Source organism: Pseudomonas sp. Irchel s3b5 (genome assembly GCF_900187435.1).
In the GTDB taxonomy this organism is placed as follows: domain Bacteria; phylum Pseudomonadota; class Gammaproteobacteria; order Pseudomonadales; family Pseudomonadaceae; genus Aquipseudomonas.
In genome coordinates, this window is the sequence record NZ_FYDY01000007.1 from 133,158 (window position 1) to 152,774 (window position 19,617).

Sequence of the window (19,617 nt, forward strand, 5' to 3'; positions counted from 1 at the left end):
TGCATCGCAAGGAGTTTAGATGAGTGCCGATAACGCCTACGCGGTCGAGCTGAAGGGACTGACCTTCAAGCGCGGTGCGCGCAGCATTTTCAATAACGTCGATATCCGTATCCCGCGCGGTAAGGTCACCGGCATCATGGGGCCTTCCGGGTGTGGCAAGACCACGCTGTTGCGTTTGATGGGCGCGCAATTGCGCCCTACCAAGGGCGAAGTCTGGGTCAACGGGCAGAACCTGCCGAAGCTGTCGCGCAGCGATCTGTTCGATGCCCGCAAGCATATGGGTGTGCTGTTTCAGAGTGGCGCACTGTTCACCGATCTCGATGTGTTCGAGAACGTGGCTTTTCCGCTGCGCGTTCACACCGGGCTGCCGGAAGAAATGATCCGCGACATCGTCCTGCTTAAATTGCAGGCGGTAGGCTTGCGCGGCGCCATCGACCTGATGCCCGACGAATTGTCCGGCGGTATGAAGCGTCGTGTCGCGCTGGCACGGGCGATTGCGCTTGATCCGCAGATTCTCATGTACGACGAACCCTTTGTCGGCCAGGACCCGATCGCCATGGGCGTACTGGTGCGCCTGATCCGCCTGCTCAACGATGCGCTGGGTATCACCAGTATCGTGGTTTCCCACGACCTGGCCGAGACCGCGAGCATTGCGGACTATATCTATGTCGTGGGTGACGGCCAGGTGCTGGGGCAGGGCACGCCTGACGAGTTGATGAATTCGGATGACCCCCGCATTCGTCAGTTCATGACTGGCGACCCCGATGGCCCGGTTCCGTACCACTTTCCAGCGACGGATTACCGCGCAGATCTTCTGGGGAAGCGCTGATGCGCAAAATTTCATTAATAGAGCGCGTACGCCGGTTCGGCCAGGCGGGTATCGACGTGCTGGCGGTGTTCGGACGCTCGGCGCTGTTTCTGTTCCACGCTTTGCTGGGCCGTGGCGGTATCGGTGGCGGTTTCGGGCTGCTGGTCAAGCAACTGCATTCGGTAGGCGTGATGTCCCTGGTGATCATCGTGGTCTCCGGGGTGTTCATCGGTATGGTGCTGGCGCTGCAAGGGTTCAACATCCTGTCGAGCTATGGCTCCGAGCAGGCCGTCGGGCAAATGGTCGCGCTGACGCTGTTGCGTGAACTGGGGCCTGTGGTGACTGCCTTGCTGTTCGCCGGACGTGCCGGTTCGGCGCTGACGGCCGAAATCGGCAACATGAAGTCCACCGAGCAGTTATCCAGCCTGGAAATGATTGGCGTCGACCCGCTCAAGTACATCATTGCCCCGCGCCTGTGGGCCGGCTTCATTTCCCTGCCGGTGCTGGCCATGATTTTCAGCGTCGTGGGCATCTGGGGTGGTTCGTGGGTGGCTGTCGACTGGCTGGGTGTCTACGAAGGCTCCTACTGGTCGAACATGCAGAACAGCGTGACCTTCGCCGACGATGTGCTCAACGGGATCATCAAAAGCATTGTCTTCGCCTTTGTCGTGACGTGGATCGCCGTATTCCAAGGCTATGACTGTGACCCTACTTCCGAGGGGATCAGCCGAGCCACTACCAAGACCGTTGTGTATGCCTCGTTGGCAGTGCTCGGCCTGGACTTTATTCTGACTGCCTTGATGTTTGGAGATTTCTGATGCAAAACCGCACCCTGGAAATCGGTGTCGGCCTTTTCTTGCTGGCTGGCATCCTGGCTTTGCTGCTGTTGGCGTTGCGGGTCAGTGGACTGTCCCCGAGCCCGAGCACCGACACCTATAAACTTTATGCATACTTTGACAATATCGCCGGTTTGACGGTCAGAGCCAAAGTGACCATGGCCGGTGTGACCATCGGCAAGGTCACCGCGATCGATCTGGATCGCGACAGCTTTACCGGTCGTGTGACCCTGGAAGTGGAAAAGCGTGTCGATAACCTGCCGGCTGATTCCACGGCATCTATCCTGACCGCCGGTCTGTTGGGCGAGAAGTACATCGGTATCAGCGTGGGCGGCGAAGATTCCCTGCTCAAGGACGGTGGAACCATCCACGACACCCAGTCGTCGCTGGTGCTTGAAGACCTGATCGGTAAATTCCTGCTCAATACCGTTAGCAAAGACGCCAAATGAGGAACTGTTAAATGATCTCTACCTTGCGACGTGGCCTGTTGGTACTGCTCGCGGCGCTGCCATTGGTAGCCAATGCCGTGGCGGCACCTTCAGCGCACGAACTGGTACAGGACACTACTACCCGTTTGCTCGCCGACCTGGCGGCCAACAAAGAGAAGTACAAGCAGGATCCGCAGGATTTCTATGCGGCGCTGAATAGCATTGTCGGGCCTGTCGTGGATGCCGAAGGCATTTCCAAGAGCATCATGACGGTCAAGTACTCGCGCAAAGCTACACCGGAGCAAATGAAGACCTTTGAAGAAAACTTCAAAAAAGGTCTGTTCCAGTTCTATGGCAATGCCTTGCTGGAATACAACAACCAGGGCATCGTCGTTGATCCTGCCAAGGACGAGTCGGGCGACCGCACCAGCGTTGGCATGACGGTCAAGGGCAGCAACGGCGCGATCTATCCGGTTTCCTATACGCTGGAAAAGATCAATGGCGAGTGGAAGCTGCGTAACGTCATCATCAACGGCATCAACATTGGCAAGCTGTTCCGTGATCAGTTCGCCGATGCGATGCAGCGCAATGGCAACGACCTGGACAAGACCATCAATGGTTGGGCCGGTGAAGTCGCCAAGGCCAAGGAATCCACCGAGAAGCAAACCCAATGAGTGAATCGGCCGTCCTGATGGACGACGCTGGCGAGCTGCGGCTCAGCGGCGTGCTGGATTACCGCAGCGGCCCCGGCCTGCGCGAGCAGGGGCGGGCGCTGATCAAGGCCAGCACTGCCGCGGCGCTGGTGGTTGATTGTTCGGCTGTGACGAAGTCCAGCAGCGTCGGCCTGTCATTGTTGCTGTGCTTCATGCGTGATGCCCAGGCGGCCGGCAAGGCCCTGAGCATTCGTGCGATGCCAGAAGACATGCGTGAAATCGCCCAGGTCAGTGAGCTGACCGAGCTGTTGACGCATCCCTAACCCGCATCGATAAAAAAGCCCCCCGTCAGAGTCCTGCTCCGCGGGGTTCGCAGGCGCGGGGCTTTTTTGTATGATGTCCGACCCGCGCGCACAGGGCGCCGATTGAGGTTGAGCATGCAGGCCGTAGAAGTGAAGAGCTTCCTTGAAGGAAAGCTGCCCGGAACGTTGGTAGAAGTCGAGGGCGAAGGCTGCAATTTCCAGCTGAACGTGATTAGCGATGAACTGGCGGCGTTGAGCCCGGTGAAGCGTCAGCAGCAGATCTATGCCCATTTGAACCCATGGATCACCGATGGCAGCATCCATGCGGTCACTATGAAATTTTTCAGCAGCGCGGCCTGGGCCGAGCGCACCTGAGCCCAAGGGCGTCGAGATTCTTATGGATAAATTGATTATTACTGGCGGTGCTCGTCTTGACGGCGAAATCCGCATCTCCGGGGCAAAGAACTCTGCCCTGCCGATCCTGGCGGCCACGCTGCTGTGCGACGGTCCCGTGACCGTTGCCAACCTGCCGCACCTGCACGACATCACCACCATGATCGAACTGTTCGGTCGCATGGGGATCGAGCCGGTGATCGACGAGAAACTGTCCGTCGAAATCGACCCGCGCACCATCAAGACCCTGATCGCGCCGTACGAACTGGTTAAAACCATGCGTGCGTCGATCCTGGTACTGGGTCCGATGGTTGCCCGTTTTGGCGAAGCCGAAGTCGCTCTGCCTGGCGGTTGCGCCATCGGTTCGCGTCCGGTTGACCTGCACATTCGTGGTCTCGAAGCCATGGGCGCGGTCATCGACGTCGAAGGCGGCTACATCAAGGCCAAGGCGCCTGAAGGTGGCCTGCGCGGCGCGCACTTCTTCTTCGATACCGTCAGCGTGACCGGTACCGAAAACATCATGATGGCAGCCGCTCTGGCCAAGGGCCGCAGCGTCCTGGCCAACGCCGCGCGCGAGCCGGAAGTGGTCGACCTGGCGAACTTCCTGAACGCCATGGGCGCCAAGGTTTCCGGCGCTGGCACCGACACCATCACCATCGATGGCGTCGAGCGTCTGCACACCACCACTTACAAGGTGATGCCAGACCGTATCGAAACCGGTACCTACCTGGTTGCCGCTGCCGTGACTGGCGGCCGCGTGAAGGTCAAGGACACTGATCCGACCATTCTCGAAGCCGTTCTGGAAAAACTCCGCGAAGCCGGTGCCGAAATCACCTGTGGCGAAGACTGGATCGAGCTGAACATGCACGGCAAGCGGCCAAAAGCCGTCAACGTGCGGACCGCTCCGTACCCGGCATTCCCGACTGACATGCAGGCGCAGTTCATTTCCCTCAACGCCATTGCCGAAGGCACGGGCGCTGTGATCGAGACGATCTTCGAAAACCGCTTCATGCACGTCTACGAACTGCATCGCATGGGGGCTCACATCCAGGTCGAAGGCAACACCGCGATTGTCACCGGTATCGAAAAACTCAAGGGCGCGCCAGTGATGGCTACCGACCTGCGGGCTTCGGCCAGCCTGGTGATCTCGGCTCTGATCGCCGAAGGCGACACCCTGATCGACCGCATCTACCACATCGACCGTGGCTACGAGTGCATCGAAGAGAAACTGCAGATGCTGGGCGCCAAGATTCGCCGCGTTCCGGGCTAGTTTCTGCTGCACGGGCACAAGGACGTGCCCAATGGATTTGTTGTATGTCGAGCCGGTTTCCGGCTCGATGCGTGTCCGGCGCCGTTTGCGACCGGGCATAAGATTCCTGATTAAGGGCTGACGTTTCCCATGCTGACTATCGCACTGTCCAAGGGCCGCATCCTTGACGATACTTTGCCGCTTCTGGCTGAAGCGGGCATCGTGCCGACCGAGAATCCGGACAAGAGCCGCAAGCTGATCATCCCCACGACCCAGGACGATGTCCGTCTGCTGATCGTGCGCGCTACCGATGTGCCGACTTACGTCGAGCACGGTGCCGCCGACCTCGGTGTTGCGGGTAAAGATGTGCTGATGGAATACGGCGGCCAGGGCCTGTACGAGCCGCTGGACCTGCAAATTGCCCAGTGCAAGCTGATGACCGCCGGTAAGGTCGGCGCCGTCGAGCCCAAGGGCCGTCTGCGTATCGCCACCAAGTTCGTCAACGTTGCCAAGCGCTACTACGCCGAACAGGGCCGTCAGGTCGACATCATCAAGCTGTACGGCTCGATGGAGCTGGCGCCACTGATCGGTCTGGCGGACAAGATCATCGACGTGGTCGACACCGGCAACACGCTGCGGGCCAATGGCCTGGAGCCACAGGACTTTATCGCGGCCATCAGTTCCCGTCTGATCGTCAACAAGGCTTCGATGAAAATGCAGCACGCCCGTATCCAGGCGTTGATCGACACCCTGCGCAAGGCAGTGGAGTCTCGACACCGCGGCTGATTTACCTGCGCGACCTTGAGTCGCGCCCGTCTATCCGCCTCATAGCCAGAATCTCAGGTGCCCAAGCGGAAACGACTGCTAAGTTAGGGCGCCTGAGTTTTTGCCATTCCTATGAGGCTCTCGCTATGACCGCACCGACTGCAATTCGCCGACTCAACGCTGCTGACCCGGATTTCGCACATCATCTGGATCATCTGCTGAGCTGGGAAAGTGTGTCTGACGACTCGGTCAATCAGCGAGTGCTGGACATCATCAAGGCCGTTCGTGAACGTGGCGACGCGGCACTGGTGGACTTCACCCGGCAGTTCGACGGGCTGGACGTGAAATCCATGGCCGACCTGATCCTGCCGCGTGAGCGTCTGGAACTGGCACTGACCCGCATCACCGTGCCTCAGCGCGAAGCGCTAGAAGTCGCCGCCGCCCGCGTGCGCAGCTACCACGAAAAGCAGAAGCAGGATTCCTGGAGCTACACCGAGGCCGACGGCACGGTGCTGGGCCAGAAAGTCACGCCGTTGGACCGTGCAGGTTTGTACGTGCCGGGCGGCAAGGCGTCGTATCCGTCGTCAGTATTGATGAATGCGATTCCGGCCAAGGTCGCCGGCGTGACCGAAGTGGTCATGGTCGTGCCGACCCCGCGTGGTGAAATCAATGAGCTGGTACTGGCCGCCGCTTGCATCGCGGGCGTCGATCGCGTGTTCACCATTGGTGGCGCGCAGGCAGTTGCGGCGTTGGCCTACGGCACTGAAAGCGTACCGAAGGTCGATAAAGTGGTCGGTCCGGGCAACATCTATGTCGCCACCGCCAAGCGTCACGTGTTCGGCCAGGTCGGTATCGACATGATCGCCGGCCCGTCCGAAATCCTCGTGGTGTGCGACGGCCAGACCGATCCGGACTGGATCGCCATGGACCTGTTTTCCCAGGCCGAGCACGACGAAGACGCCCAGGCAATTCTGGTCAGCCCCGACGCCGAATTCCTCGACAAGGTCGCTGCGAGCATCAGCAAACTGATGCCGACCATGGAACGCGCCGCCATCATCGAGACCTCGATCAACGGCCGTGGGGCGCTGATCAAGGTGCGCGACATGGAGCAAGCCATCGAAGTCGCCAACCGCATCGCGCCGGAGCATCTGGAATTGTCGGTGGCCGATCCCCAAGCCTGGCTGCCGCAGATCCGCCACGCCGGTGCAATCTTCATGGGCCGTCACACCTCTGAAGCGCTGGGCGATTACTGCGCAGGCCCGAACCACGTGTTGCCAACCTCCGGCACCGCGCGGTTCTCATCGCCGCTGGGTGTGTATGACTTCCAGAAACGCTCGTCGATCATCTTCTGCTCCGAGCAGGGCGCATCCGTTCTGGGCAAGACCGCTTCCGTGCTGGCCCGTGGCGAGTCGCTGACCGCCCACGCCCGCAGTGCCGAATACCGCATCGTCGACGAACAAAAGGGAAACTGAACATGAGCAAATTCTGGAGCCCGTTCGTCAAGGATCTGGTGCCTTATGTACCGGGCGAACAACCGAAGCTGACGAAACTGGTGAAACTCAATACCAACGAAAACCCGTACGGTCCATCGCCCAAAGCCCTGGCTGCGATGCAGACCGAACTGAACGACAACTTGCGTCTGTATCCGGACCCGAACGGCGATGTGCTCAAGCAAGCCGTCGCCAGGTACTACGGCGTGCAAGGCAATCAGGTGTTCCTCGGCAACGGTTCCGATGAAGTCCTGGCGCACATCTTTCACGGTTTGCTGCAGCACGATCAGCCACTGCTGTTCCCGGACATCAGCTACAGCTTCTATCCGGTCTACTGCGGGTTGTACGGCATCAAATTCGACGCGGTGCCGCTGGACGAACAGTTCCAGATCAACCCGGCGGACTACGCCAAGCCGAACGGCGGGATCATCTTCCCGAATCCGAACGCGCCGACCGGTTGCCTGTTGGCGCTGGAAGCGGTGGAGCAGATCCTCAAGGCCAGCCCGGATTCGGTGGTCGTGGTGGACGAGGCTTACATCGATTTCGGCGGTGAAACGGCAATCACCTTGGTGGACCGTTATCCGAATCTGCTGGTCACCCAGACCCTGTCAAAATCCCGCTCCCTGGCTGGTCTGCGGGTTGGCCTGGCGGTGGGGCATCCGGACCTGATCGAGGCGTTGGAACGGATCAAGAACAGCTTCAACTCCTATCCGCTGGATCGTCTGGCGATTGTCGGTGCCGCTGCGGCGTTCGACGACCGTGAGTACTTCGACAAGACCTGCCAATTGGTCATCGACAGCCGCGAGAACGTCATCGGGCAATTGCAGGCGAAGGGTTTTGAAGTCCTGCCGTCGGCCGCGAACTTCATCTTCGCCCGTCACCCGAAGCACGATGCAGCGGGTCTGGCGGCGAAGTTGCGCGAGCAAGGCGTGATCGTGCGGCACTTCAAGCAGGAGCGGATTGCCCAGTTCCTGCGGATCTCGATTGGTACGCCAGAGCAGAATCAGGCGTTGATCGACGGCCTCAGCGATCTCTAAAGCACTTCTATCCCCTTGTGGGAGCGTGGCTTGCCCGCGATGAACGATAACGCGGTAAAGCTGATACACCGCGGTGTTCCTATCGCGGGCAAGCCACGCTCCCACAGGACATGTGACGTCTGCTTACTCTTCTTCTTTCTCTTTCACAGGTGCCGGCGGCGGACGCAAGCCGATTTCCGCGGTGAGCTTCAATTCCTTGCCATTGCGCATCACCTGGATCGTGACCTTGTCGGTCGGTTTGATCCGTGCCACCTGGTTCATCGAGCGACGACCGTCACCGGCTGGTTCGCCGTCGATGGCGAGAATCACGTCGCCCAGTTGCAGGCCGGCCTTCTGTGCCGGCCCGTCGCGGAAGATCCCGGCGACCACAATGCCCGGACGCCCGGACAAACCAAAGGACTCCGCCAGTTCCTGGCTCAATGGCTGAACTTCAATGCCCAGCCAGCCGCGAATCACCTGGCCGTGTTCAATGATCGACTTCATCACTTCCATGGCCAGTTTGACCGGGATGGCGAAACCGATGCCTTGTGAGCCGCCGGACTTGGAGAAAATCGCCGTGTTGATACCGGTCAGGTTGCCGTTGGCGTCCACCAGCGCACCACCGGAGTTGCCGGGGTTGATGGCGGCGTCGGTCTGGATGAAGTCTTCGTAGTTGTTCAGGCCCAGCTGATTGCGCCCGGTGGCGCTGATGATGCCCATGGTCACGGTCTGGCCGACGCCGAACGGGTTGCCGATGGCCAGCGCGACGTCGCCGATGCGGATGTTGTCGGAGCGACCGACAGTAATCGAAGGCAGGGTTTTGAGGTCGATTTTCAGTACCGCGAGATCGGTTTCCGGATCGCTGCCGATCACCCGGGCCAGCGTCTCACGTCCGTCCTTGAGGGCCACCACGATCTGGTCGGCACCGCTGGTGACGTGGTTGTTGGTCAGGATGTAGCCTTCCGGGCTCATGATCACGCCGGAGCCGAGGCTCGATTCCATGCGCTTCTGCTTGGGCGAATTATCGCCGAAGAAGCGCCGGAACTGCGGGTCCTCGAACAGCGGATGGCTGGGTTTGTTGATGACTTTGGTGGTGTACAGGTTCACCACGGACGGCGCGGCGATGATCACCGCGTCGGAGTAGGACACCGGGCCCTGCTGCATGCTGGTGGTCTGCGGGGCTTGTTGCAGGTTGACGTCGAGGCTTGGAAGCCCGACCCACTGCGGGTAACGCTGGATGATTAACAGAGCGACAAGCACGCCGGCCAACAGCGGCCAGCCGGAAAAACGCAGCGCCTTGAGCATTAAGCACGTCCTGAGAGAGTTGCAGGCGGTATGAGACCGCTCATAATGACGCGCATTATACGAGGCCGCGCGTGCCTCTGAACGGGATATTTAGGAGTCTTTTATGGCCGTCGCCCTGAGCACACTGGTCGAAGAAGCCGATCGCTACCTCGGCAGTTCGAAAATTGCCGATTACTGCCCCAACGGCCTGCAGGTCGAGGGCCGGCCGCAGGTGATGCGCATCGTCAGCGGCGTCACTGCCAGCCAGGCGTTGTTGGATGCCGCGGTAGAAGCCAATGCCGATCTGGTACTGGTGCATCACGGCTATTTCTGGAAAGGCGAGAATCCTTGCATCACCGGGATGAAGCAACGCCGCTTGAAGACGTTGCTCAAGCACGATATCAGCCTGCTGTCCTATCACTTGCCGCTCGATCTGCATCCGGATGTAGGCAACAACGTGCAGTTGGCACGGCAGCTCGACATCACCGTCGAAGGCCCGCTCGATCCCGATAACCTGAAAATCGTCGGTTTGGTCGGCTCGTTGAATGAACCGATGATGGCCCGAGACTTCGCCCGTCGAGTGCAGGAAGTCATGGGCCGTGAACCCTTGTTGATTGAGGGCAGCCAAATGATTCGCCGGGTCGGCTGGTGCACGGGCGGCGGTCAGGGGTACATCGATCAGGCCGTACTCGCGGGTGTCGATCTTTACCTCAGTGGCGAAGCGTCGGAGCAAACCTTCCACAGTGCCCGGGAAAATGACATCAGTTTTATCGCCGCCGGTCATCATGCTACCGAGCGTTATGGCGTCCAGGCCTTGGGGGATTACCTGGCGCGGCGCTTTGCACTGGAGCACATCTTCATCGACTGCCCGAATCCGATCTGACGATGAACGCGACACTGTAGGAGCGAGCATGCTCGCGATGAACCTGAGAACAACACCGGGTGTCAGGTTTCCAGCGTTATCGTTGACGACCATCGCGAGCCTGCTCGCTCCTACAGAAGCTCTGTATCGCCCAAACGAGCAGGCATATTCATATGCTCTTTCGATCTAGTTGGCGTCCTGATTAGAAGGGGTCGCTGTGCTAGGATTCCCCGCTCGAACACGGCCCGCTGGCCGTTCATAAGAAAGATTTCGTGAGTAGCCATGGTCGACAAACTGACGCATCTGAAACAGCTGGAGGCGGAAAGCATCCACATCATCCGCGAGGTGGCCGCCGAGTTCGATAACCCGGTGATGCTGTACTCCATCGGTAAAGACTCCGCCGTGATGCTGCACCTGGCACGCAAGGCATTCTTCCCTGGCAAGCTGCCGTTTCCGGTGATGCACGTCGACACCCAGTGGAAATTCCAGGAGATGTACAGCTTCCGCGACAAGATGGTCGCCGAGCTGGGCCTGGACCTGATCACCCACGTCAACCCGGAAGGCGTTGCGCAGGGCATCAACCCGTTCACCCACGGCAGCGCCAAACACACCGACATCATGAAGACCGAAGGCCTGAAACAGGCTCTCGACAAGTATGGTTTCGACGCCGCTTTTGGTGGTGCCCGCCGCGACGAAGAGAAATCCCGCGCCAAAGAGCGCGTGTACTCGTTCCGCGACAGCAAGCACCGCTGGGACCCGAAAAACCAGCGCCCGGAGTTGTGGAACGTCTACAACGGCAAGGTCAACAAGGGCGAATCCATTCGTGTATTCCCGTTGTCGAACTGGACCGAGCTGGACATCTGGCAGTACATCTACCTTGAAGGCATCCCGATCGTCCCGCTGTACTTCGCCGCCGAGCGTGAAGTCATCGAGAAGAACGGCACACTGATCATGATCGACGACGAGCGCATCCTCGAACACCTGAGCGATGAAGACAAAGCCCGCATCGTCAAAAAGAAAGTGCGTTTCCGTACCCTTGGTTGCTACCCGTTGACGGGCGCGGTGGAGTCCGAGGCCGAAAGCCTGACGGACATCATTCAGGAAATGCTCCTGACGCGAACTTCCGAGCGCCAGGGCCGTGTCATCGACCACGATGGCGCAGGCTCGATGGAAGACAAAAAACGTCAAGGTTATTTCTAAGAAGCAGTTGCAAGCTTCAAGCGGCAAGCTGCAAGCGAATCAAAAGCGGGTTTCGAAATGGATTTCGAGAAACTGGTTTTTTGGCAAAGAGCCAAAGCATTAGCAGTCAACCTCTACAAGGAAATGGCCGAATGCGGTGATGTGGCTTTCAAAAGTCAGATCACTCGTTCAGGGCTTTCGATTCCCAGCAATATTGCCGAGGGAATGGAACGTTTCACTGCAAAAGAAAAATGTCGATTTCTGTCGATAGCTAAAGCCTCCTGCGGGGAGCTACGGACACAGATAATTATTGGCAGTGAAATTGGTTACATCAGAGAACCGTTGGCGGCACTTTGGATTTCAGAATCTCGCGAGCTTTCAAAAATGCTTAGCGGGTTGATCAATAAAATTTCTGACTAGCTGTACGCCGACAAGCTTGCCGCTTGAAGCTTACAGCTTGGAGCTTGAATGCAATGAGCCACCAATCTGATTTGATCAGCGAGGACATCCTCGCCTACCTGGGCCAGCACGAACGTAAAGAGCTGCTGCGCTTTCTGACCTGCGGTAACGTCGACGACGGCAAGAGCACCCTGATCGGGCGCTTGCTGCACGACTCCAAGATGATCTACGAAGATCACCTGGAAGCGATCACCCGCGACTCGAAAAAAGTTGGCACCACCGGCGAAGACATCGACCTGGCGTTGCTGGTCGACGGCTTGCAGGCCGAGCGCGAACAAGGCATCACCATCGATGTTGCGTACCGCTATTTCTCCACCGCCAAGCGCAAATTCATCATCGCCGACACTCCCGGCCATGAGCAGTACACCCGCAACATGGCCACTGGTGCGTCCACCTGTGACCTGGCGATCATCCTGGTCGACGCCCGTTACGGCGTGCAGACCCAGACCCGTCGCCACAGCTTCATCGCCTCGTTGCTGGGCATCAAGCACATCGTGGTCGCCATCAACAAGATGGACCTCAAGGGCTTCGATCAGGGCGTGTTCGAGTCGATCAAGGCTGATTACCTGCAGTTCGCCGAAGGCCTGAAGCTCAAGCCGACGAGCATGCACTTCGTGCCGATGTCGGCGCTGAAGGGCGACAACGTGGTGAACAAATCCGAGCGCTCGCCGTGGTACACCGGCCAGTCGCTGATGGAAATTCTCGAGACCGTGGAAGTGGCGGGCGATCGCAATTTCACCGACCTGCGTTTCCCGGTGCAGTACGTCAACCGTCCGAACCTGAACTTCCGTGGCTTCGCCGGCACGCTGGCCAGCGGCATCGTCAAGAAAGGCGACGAAGTTGTGGTGCTGCCGTCGGGCAAGAGCAGCCGCGTGAAATCCATCGTCACCTTCGAAGGTGAGCTGGAACACGCCGGTCCTGGTCAAGCCGTAACGCTGACCATGGAAGACGAAATCGATATCTCCCGTGGCGACCTGTTGGTGCATGCCGACAACGTGCCGCCAGTGACCGACAGCTTCGAAGCGATGCTGGTGTGGATGGCTGAAGAGCCGATGCTGCCGGGCAAGAAGTACGACATCAAGCGCGCCACCAGTTACGTGCCGGGCTCCATCGCCAGCATCGTCAACAAGGTCGACGTCAACACGCTTGAAGAAGGCCCGGCCAGCGCGTTGCAGCTGAACGAAATCGGCAAGGTCAAGATCGCGCTCGATGCGCCGATTGCCCTCGACGGTTACGACAGCAACCGCACCACCGGCGCGTTCATCATCATCGACCGCTTGACCAACGGCACCGTCGGCGCGGGCATGATCGTCGCCCAGCCTCTGGCACACGGCACCAGCACGCACCACGGCAAACTGGCTCACGTCGCCACCGAAGAACGCGCCCAGCGCTTCGGCCAGCAACCGGCCACCGTATTGTTCAGCGGCTTGTCCGGCGCTGGTAAAAGCACCCTGGCGTATGCGGTTGAACGCAAGCTGTTCGACCTGGGTCGTGCGGTGTTTGTGCTCGATGGCCAGAACCTGCGCCATGACCTGAATAAAGGTCTGCCACAGGATCGCGCCGGGCGTACCGAGAACTGGCGTCGTGCCGCGCACGTGGCGCGTCAGTTCAACGAGGCGGGTCTGCTGACCCTGGCCGCGTTTGTTGCCCCAAATGCCGAAGGTCGTGAACAGGCCCGGGAACTGATCGGCAAGGAGCGTCTGCTGACGGTCTACGTCCAGGCTTCGCCAACCGTATGCGCCGAGCGTGATCCGCAAGGTCTGTACGCGGCCGCCGGGGACAACATCCCGGGCGAATCCTTCCCGTACGACGTGCCGCTGGATGCCGATCTGGTGATCGATACCCAGTCCGTGTCGCTGGATGAAGGCGTCAAGCAAGTGCTGGATCTGCTGCGCAAACGTGGCGCGATCTAAGCCTTAGCCGCAAAATGAAAAACCCGCCGATGAGTGATCATCGGCGGGTTTTTTGTTGCCTCGAGATTGCTATCGCTGGCAAGCCAGCTCCCACAGGTTTCCCGGTCGTACACAACACTTGTGATCACTGAGAATCACTGTGGGAGCTGGCTTGCCAGCGATGAGGCCGGAACAGGCACCTCAAGACTTGGCGGTATACTCGCGGTGCATCTGGTCGAGCAACGCATCCTTGTCCAGCCACAGCTGATTGATCCAGCCCTGGAACTGCAATCGGTACTCACCGTCCTGGTCGTAGTTCTTGCCAATGAACTGCGGCGGAATCTTCAGCTCTTCAAAATGCGCCACGACATCAGCCACATTCCCGCACAGCAAATCCCAGAAACCTGGGCGCCCGGCCGGATAGTGGATGGTCACGTTGACGATCGATTCCAACTGCTCGCCCATGGCATCCAGCACAAAAGCGATGCCGCCAGCCTTGGGCTTGAGCAGATAACGGAGCGGTGATTTCTGCTGGGCATGTTTGCCCTCGGTAAAACGTGTGCCTTCAACAAAGTTGAAAATGCCCACCGGGTTGTTGCGAAACTTAGCGCAGGTCTTGCGTGTGGTTTCCAGGTCTTTGCCTTTCTTCTCCGGGTGCTTCTCCAGATACGCCTTGGAGTAGCGCTTCATGAACGGAAAGCCCAGCGCCCACCACGCCAGACCAATCACCGGCACCCAGATCAGTTCCTGTTTCAGAAAAAACTTCAGCGGCTGGATGCGCCGATTGAGCACGTATTGCAGCACCAGGATATCGACCCAGCTCTGGTGGTTGCTGGTGATCAGATACGAGTGCTGATAGTCCAGGCCCTGCAGCCCGCTGACGTGCCAGCGAGTACGCCGCACCAGGTTCATCCAGCCTTTGTTGAGGCTGATCCACGCTTCGTGGGTATGGCTCATCAGCCAGCCCGCGAGGCGCTGGGTGAGGGCAAACGGCAATACTTTGACGAGCGCCACACAGAACAGAAACGAGCAAAGCAAAATCGTGTTCAGGGCCAACAGCAACGCGGCAATCACACCGCGTAGCGGAGCAGGTAGGAAATCCAGCATTTACACATCCATAGGTCGGTTGGCGGCTTGAATCGCGGTCAACGCGATGGTGTAGACGATGTCGTCGACTTGCGCACCGCGCGGCAAATCGTTCACCGGTTTGCGCAAGCCTTGCAGCATTGGTCCGAGGCTGACGCAGTCGGCGCTGCGCTGCACGGCTTTGTGGGTGGTGTTGCCGGTGTTGAGGTCGGGGAACACGAACACCGTGGCACGACCGGCCACCTGACTGTTCGGCGCCAGTTGTCGGGCCACGGTTTCGTTGGCGGCGGCGTCGTATTGCAATGGGCCGTCGATCAGCAGCGAGCTTTGCTGTTCATGGGCGAGGAGGGTCGCTTCGCGGACCTTCTCGACTTCTTCGCCGCTGGCCGATTCGCCACTGGAATAGCTGATCATCGCCACCCGCGGCGTGATGCCGAAGGCCGCCGCCGAATCCGCGCTTTGCAGGGCGATCTCGGCCAGTTCGCTGGCGCTTGGGTGCGGGTTCATTACGCAGTCACCGTAGACCAGCACTTCCTCTGGAAACAGCATGAAGAACACCGACGACACCAGCGTGCAACCCGGCGCCGTCTTAATCAGTTGAAGGGCAGGGCGAATGGTGTTGGCGGTGGAGTGAATCACGCCCGACACCAGGCCATCGACTTCATCGAGCGCCAGCATCATGGTGCCGATCACGACGGTGTCTTCCAGTTGCTGCTCGGCCATTGGCGCGTTGAGGCTTTTGCTCTTGCGCAGGGAAACCATCGGCTCGACGTAGCGTTCGCGGATCAGGTCCGGATCAAGTATTTCCAAGCCTGGCGGCAGCTCGATCCCCTGGGCGCGGGCGACGGCTTGCACATCCTCGGGTTTGGCCAGCAACACGCAACGCGCGATGCCACGGGCCTGACAGATTGCCGCGGCTTGCACGGTCAGCGGCTCGCAGCCTTCGGGCAACACGATGCGTTTGTTCGCGACCTGGGCACGCTGGATCAATTGATAGCGGAACACCGCCGGCGACAAACGCATTTCACGCGGGGTGCCGCAGCGCTGGTGCAGCCAGTTGGCATCCAGATGGCTGGCGACGAAATCGGTGATGATCTCCGCACGCTCGCGGTCGTCAATCGGGATTTCCTTGTTCAGGCCATTGAGCTGGTTGGCGGTGTCGTAGGAACCGGTGCTTACCGACAACACCGGCAGACCGGCCTGCAAGGCGCCACGGCAAAGGTCCATGATGCGCGGGTCGGGCAGGGTGTCACTGGTCAGCAACAGGCCGGCCAATGGAACGCCGTTCATGGCCGCGAGGCTGACGGCGAGGATGATGTCGTCGCGATCGCCGGGGGTCACCACCAGCACGCCGGGCTTGAGCAGCTCCACGGTGTTGCGCATGGTGCGGGCGCAGATGATGATTTTGGTCATGCGCCGGGTTTCATAGTCCCCGGCGTTGAGCACTTGTGCGCCCATCAAGTCGGCGACGTCGCGGGTGCGCGGGGCGTTCAGTTCCGGCTGGAACGGGATGCAGCCCAGCAGACGGAAGTCTCCGCTACGCAGCAACGGCGAATGCTCTTTGAGGCGTGAAGCGAAGGCCTCCATGCTTTCGTCAGTCTTGACCTTGTTGAGAATCACGCCGAGCACTTTCGGGTCTTTCGGGCCGCCAAACAGCTGCGCCTGCAACTCCACGCGACCGGAGAGTTCGGTCAGCACTTCGTTTTCCGGCGCCGAGACCAGGATCACCTCGGCGTCCAGGCTCTTGGCCAGGTGCAAGTTGACCCGCGCAGCGTAACTGGCGCTGCGGGTCGGGACCATGCCTTCGACGATCAGCACGTCTTTGCCGACCGCGGCTTGCTGATAAAGCGTGATGATTTCTTCGAGCAACTCATCCAGCTGACCGTCGCCAAGCATGCGCTCGACGTGGGCCAGGCCCAATGGCTGAGGCGGTTTCAACCCGTGGGTGCGCGCCACCAGTTCGGTGGATCGCTCAGGTCCCGTATCACCGGGATGCGGCTGAGCGATGGGTTTGAAAAAACCAACCTTGAGCCCGGCCCGCTCAAGTGTGCGCACCAGCCCGAGGCTGATGGAGGTCAGACCGACACCAAAATCGGTGGGCGCGATAAAAAAAGTTTGCATGCGGATTCTCTGGAGGTGCATGGCAATGGTGAAAGCCTATAACTGGCGATCTACCGAAATTCAGTCGCCAAGGTTATCGCTAACCGAGCCTTGTGCGCACCAACCGCAGTCAAAGGACTGGCCTATTTTTTCCAGGCGTTGCGCGGGGTCCATCACCCAGGCCCGGGATTGCCAGGGTGGCTGGTGTCGCAGATGTTGGGTATGGCCGCAGGAAAGCTCGGCCACCCAGTGGCCGTCTTCGTCCTGATGGAAGCCGGTGATCGTCGAATCCCGTCTGTCCGGGTTGTGTTCGCTTTCGGACGATTGCTTCGCTAAACTTGGTCTTTCAATATTCTTATGCAAAAGGTCTCGCCCCATGCTGATCGCCGCCAATAAGGCTGTCTCCATCGACTATACCCTGACCAACGACGCTGGTGAGGTCATCGACAGCTCCGCCGGCGGCGCGCCGCTGGTCTACCTGCAAGGCGCAGGCAACATCATCCCGGGCCTGGAAAAAGCCCTGGAAGGCAAAGCAGTCGGCGACGAACTGACTGTAGCCGTAGAACCTGAAGACGCTTACGGCGAATACGCTGCCGAACTGGTCAGCACCCTGAGCCGCAGCATGTTCGAAGGCGTTGACGAACTGGAAGTGGGCATGCAGTTCCACGCATCCGCGCCAGACGGCCAGATGCAGATCGTGACCATCCGCGATCTGGACGGCGACGACGTGACTGTCGACGGCAACCACCCGTTGGCGGGTCAGCGCCTGAACTTCCAGGTCAAGATCATCAACATCCGTGATGCCAGCCAGGAAGAAATCGCCCATGGTCACGTCCATGGCGAAGGTGGCCATCACCACTGATTTCTGCGCTAAGCTCAGATAACTGGAGAGGCGCCCGAGGGCGCCTTTTTAGTCTGCGGCCGACACCGCCAAGAGGCTGTATCGAGAAGAACACGGGAATCTGGAGTACGTCATGAGTGCTTTTCACGACCTTAAATTGACAGCCCTGGATGGACAGGAGCTACCGCTGGCGCCTTTCAAAGGGCAAGTCGTGCTGGTGGTCAATGTCGCCTCCAAATGTGGCTTGACCCCGCAGTACGCAGCGCTGGAAAACCTCTACCAGCAATTCAAGGCCAAGGGTTTCAGCGTCCTGGGCTTGCCGTGCAACCAGTTTGCCGGGCAGGAACCAGGCAGCGAACAAGAGATCAAGGATTTCTGCAGCCTCAACTATGGCGTGACGTTTCCGCTGTCCAGCAAGCTGGAAGTCAACGGGCATGACCGTCATCAGTTGTATCGCCTGCTGGCGGGCGAGGGCGCGGAATTCCCGGGTGACATTACCTGGAACTTCGAAAAATTCCTGCTGGGCAAGGACGGTCGTGTGTTGGCGCGGTTCTCGCCACGTACCGCTCCGGACGATCCAACCATCGTTCACGCAATAGAAAAAGCGCTGAGCTGATATCTCCCCCCCTGTAGGAGCTGGCTTGCCAGCGAATGCGGTGTCCCTGACACACCGCGTCGTCTGATTCGCCAGCAAGCCGGCTCCTACGTTATTGACGATCTTTTAGTGCTAAATCACTGCAATCAATAGTGCTGTTCAACGCGGCGGACTCTCCATATTATAGTCGTCATAAAGTCATTCTTCCGTGGAGCGTCCCATGCCTGTCAAAGCCCTGTTCAAACCGTTCCACCTCGGCACCCTCGAACTGCCGACCCGCGTCGTCATGGCGCCGATGACCCGTTCCTTTTCCCCGGGTGGCGTGCCTAATTCGAAAGTGATCGAATACTACCGTCGTCGCGCCGCGGCAGGTGTCGGCCTGATCATCACCGAAGGCACGACCGTCGGTCACCAGGCTTCCAACGGTTACCCGAACGTTCCGCATTTCTACGGTGAAGCCGCACTGGCTGGCTGGAAAAAAGTCGTCGACGCGGTTCACGCCGAAGGCGGCAAGATCGTTCCGCAACTGTGGCACGTGGGCAGCGTGCGCCGTATCGGTACCGAGCCGGACGCCAGCGTGCCGGGTTACGGGCCGTCGGAAAAAGTGAAGGACGGTCAGGTCGTGGTGCACGGCATGACCAAGCAGGATATCCAGGACGTGATTGCCGCGTTCGCCCAAGCGGCCAAGGATGCCCAGAGCATCGGCATGGACGGGGTGGAAATCCACGGTGCCCACGGTTATCTGGTCGATCAGTTCTTCTGGGAAGGCAGCAACCAGCGTACCGACGAGTACGGCGGCAGCCTGGCCAACCGTTCGCGCTTCGCCATCGAGTTGATTCAGGCTGTGCGGGCAGCGGTCGGCGAAGGCTTCCCGATCATCTTCCGTTTCTCCCAGTGGAAGCAGCAGGATTACACCGCGCGCCTGGTACAAACACCGGAAGCCCTGGGTGATTTCCTCAAGCCGCTATCGGATGCCGGCGTGGATATTTTCCACTGCTCGACTCGTCGCTTCTGGGAGCCGGAATTCGACGGTTCCGAACTGAACCTGGCTGGCTGGACGCGCCAACTCACCGGCAAACCGACCATCACCGTGGGCAGCGTCGGCCTGGATGGCGAGTTCCTGCAATTCATGGTCAACACCGACAAGGTCGCGCAACCGGCCAGCCTGGAAAAACTGCTGGAGCGCCTGAACAACGAGGAGTTCGACCTGGTAGCGGTCGGCCGTGCGTTGCTGGTGGATCCGGACTGGGCGCAGAAAGTGCGGGATGGTCGTGAAGAAGACATCCTGCCGTTCAGCCGTGAGGCGTTGATGACGCTGGTTTAAGCGGCGTCTGCATTGACGCCATCGCCAGCAAGCCGGCTCCTACAACTTCTCAGAA

At 59.5% G+C, this 19,617-nt stretch carries 21 protein-coding genes; 17 read left to right on the forward strand and 4 right to left on the reverse strand.

Annotated features, from left to right (window positions below):
* Positions 1–19: 19 nt before the first annotated feature.
* The 10 genes from CKW15_RS10520 to hisC all read left to right on the forward strand — a co-directional run bounded on the left by CKW15_RS10520 (position 20) and on the right by hisC (position 7,961).
* Entirely contained in the window at positions 20–829 is an 810-nt protein-coding gene (locus tag CKW15_RS10520) for an ATP-binding cassette domain-containing protein (protein WP_095058445.1), read from the forward strand.
* Positions 829–1,626, forward strand: a complete 798-nt coding sequence (gene mlaE, locus CKW15_RS10525) for a lipid asymmetry maintenance ABC transporter permease subunit MlaE (protein ID WP_095058446.1) — start codon at positions 829–831, stop codon at positions 1,624–1,626. Before CKW15_RS10520 ends, mlaE begins: the two co-directional genes overlap by 1 nt.
* Positions 1,626–2,093, forward strand: a complete 468-nt coding sequence (gene mlaD, locus CKW15_RS10530) for an outer membrane lipid asymmetry maintenance protein MlaD (protein ID WP_095058447.1) — start codon at positions 1,626–1,628, stop codon at positions 2,091–2,093. The genes mlaE and mlaD overlap by 1 nt, the downstream gene beginning before the upstream one ends.
* Positions 2,094–2,104: 11 nt before the next feature.
* The gene (locus CKW15_RS10535; RefSeq protein WP_095058448.1) at positions 2,105–2,746 is read left to right on the forward strand and encodes a phospholipid-binding protein MlaC; all 642 of its coding nucleotides are present in this window, start codon (positions 2,105–2,107) and stop codon (positions 2,744–2,746) included.
* The gene (locus CKW15_RS10540; RefSeq protein WP_095058449.1) at positions 2,743–3,048 is read left to right on the forward strand and encodes a lipid asymmetry maintenance protein MlaB; all 306 of its coding nucleotides are present in this window, start codon (positions 2,743–2,745) and stop codon (positions 3,046–3,048) included. The genes CKW15_RS10535 and CKW15_RS10540 overlap by 4 nt, the downstream gene beginning before the upstream one ends.
* A 114-nt stretch (positions 3,049–3,162) precedes the next feature.
* Complete coding sequence (locus CKW15_RS10545) at positions 3,163–3,402, forward strand: BolA family protein (protein ID WP_007912386.1); 240 nt, start codon at positions 3,163–3,165, stop codon at positions 3,400–3,402.
* Between the two features lie 22 nt (positions 3,403–3,424).
* On the forward strand, positions 3,425–4,690 hold the full coding sequence (gene murA / locus CKW15_RS10550) for a UDP-N-acetylglucosamine 1-carboxyvinyltransferase (RefSeq protein WP_053154618.1): 1,266 nt from the start codon (positions 3,425–3,427) through the stop codon (positions 4,688–4,690).
* A 129-nt stretch (positions 4,691–4,819) separates the two neighbouring features.
* The gene (hisG, locus tag CKW15_RS10555) at positions 4,820–5,455 is read left to right on the forward strand and encodes an ATP phosphoribosyltransferase (RefSeq protein WP_007970278.1); all 636 of its coding nucleotides are present in this window, start codon (positions 4,820–4,822) and stop codon (positions 5,453–5,455) included.
* Between the two features lie 125 nt (positions 5,456–5,580).
* Positions 5,581–6,906, forward strand: coding sequence for a histidinol dehydrogenase (hisD, locus tag CKW15_RS10560; protein WP_095058450.1), 1,326 nt, complete (start codon positions 5,581–5,583; stop codon positions 6,904–6,906).
* A gap of 2 nt (positions 6,907–6,908) precedes the next feature.
* Positions 6,909–7,961 carry a histidinol-phosphate transaminase gene (gene hisC, locus CKW15_RS10565; protein WP_095058451.1) on the forward strand — a complete coding sequence of 351 codons (1,053 nt, stop codon included), beginning with the start codon at positions 6,909–6,911 and terminating at the stop codon, positions 7,959–7,961.
* Positions 7,962–8,084: 123 nt separating this feature from the next.
* Here hisC and algW read toward each other — a convergent pair whose 3' ends face one another.
* Positions 8,085–9,245, reverse strand: coding sequence for a Do family serine endopeptidase AlgW (gene algW, locus CKW15_RS10570; protein ID WP_095061753.1), 1,161 nt, complete (start codon positions 9,243–9,245; stop codon positions 8,085–8,087).
* Between the two features lie 103 nt (positions 9,246–9,348).
* Between algW and CKW15_RS10575 the strand changes: the two genes are divergently transcribed.
* From CKW15_RS10575 to cysN, 4 genes are all read left to right on the forward strand, one after another.
* Entirely contained in the window at positions 9,349–10,107 is a 759-nt protein-coding gene (locus CKW15_RS10575) for a Nif3-like dinuclear metal center hexameric protein (RefSeq protein ID WP_095061755.1), read from the forward strand.
* Positions 10,108–10,368: 261 nt separating this feature from the next.
* On the forward strand, positions 10,369–11,286 hold the full coding sequence (cysD, locus tag CKW15_RS10580) for a sulfate adenylyltransferase subunit CysD (RefSeq protein WP_053154630.1): 918 nt from the start codon (positions 10,369–10,371) through the stop codon (positions 11,284–11,286).
* Between the two features lie 57 nt (positions 11,287–11,343).
* On the forward strand, positions 11,344–11,685 hold the full coding sequence (locus CKW15_RS10585; RefSeq protein WP_095061757.1) for a four helix bundle protein: 342 nt from the start codon (positions 11,344–11,346) through the stop codon (positions 11,683–11,685).
* A gap of 53 nt (positions 11,686–11,738) precedes the next feature.
* Positions 11,739–13,637, forward strand: a complete 1,899-nt coding sequence (cysN, locus tag CKW15_RS10590) for a sulfate adenylyltransferase subunit CysN (protein ID WP_095061759.1) — start codon at positions 11,739–11,741, stop codon at positions 13,635–13,637.
* 180 nt (positions 13,638–13,817) lie between these two features.
* Here the strand turns inward: cysN and CKW15_RS10595 are convergent, their stop codons facing one another.
* From CKW15_RS10595 to CKW15_RS10605, 3 genes are read right to left on the reverse strand one after another with little or no spacing between them, the layout of a single operon-like run.
* Positions 13,818–14,723 carry an acyltransferase gene (locus tag CKW15_RS10595; protein WP_095059865.1) on the reverse strand — a complete coding sequence of 302 codons (906 nt, stop codon included), beginning with the start codon at positions 14,721–14,723 and terminating at the stop codon, positions 13,818–13,820.
* Positions 14,724–16,823: a phosphate acetyltransferase gene (gene pta, locus CKW15_RS10600; protein ID WP_095059864.1), complete on the reverse strand. Its 2,100-nt coding sequence runs from the start codon at positions 16,821–16,823 to the stop codon at positions 14,724–14,726.
* Positions 16,824–16,883: 60 nt separating this feature from the next.
* Positions 16,884–17,210, reverse strand: a complete 327-nt coding sequence (locus CKW15_RS10605) for a DUF3565 domain-containing protein (protein WP_095059870.1) — start codon at positions 17,208–17,210, stop codon at positions 16,884–16,886.
* On the opposite strand from CKW15_RS10605, the gene CKW15_RS10610 reads away from it, so the two are divergent.
* From CKW15_RS10610 to CKW15_RS10620, 3 genes are all read left to right on the forward strand, one after another.
* Positions 17,179–17,664: a peptidylprolyl isomerase gene (locus tag CKW15_RS10610; protein ID WP_008054392.1), complete on the forward strand. Its 486-nt coding sequence runs from the start codon at positions 17,179–17,181 to the stop codon at positions 17,662–17,664. The two genes, CKW15_RS10605 and CKW15_RS10610, sit on opposite strands and share 32 nt — an antisense overlap.
* 112 nt (positions 17,665–17,776) lie before the next feature.
* Entirely contained in the window at positions 17,777–18,259 is a 483-nt protein-coding gene (locus CKW15_RS10615) for a glutathione peroxidase (RefSeq protein ID WP_095059863.1), read from the forward strand.
* A 199-nt stretch (positions 18,260–18,458) separates the two neighbouring features.
* Positions 18,459–19,562: an NADH:flavin oxidoreductase gene (locus CKW15_RS10620; RefSeq protein ID WP_095059862.1), complete on the forward strand. Its 1,104-nt coding sequence runs from the start codon at positions 18,459–18,461 to the stop codon at positions 19,560–19,562.
* Positions 19,563–19,617 lie beyond the last annotated feature (55 nt).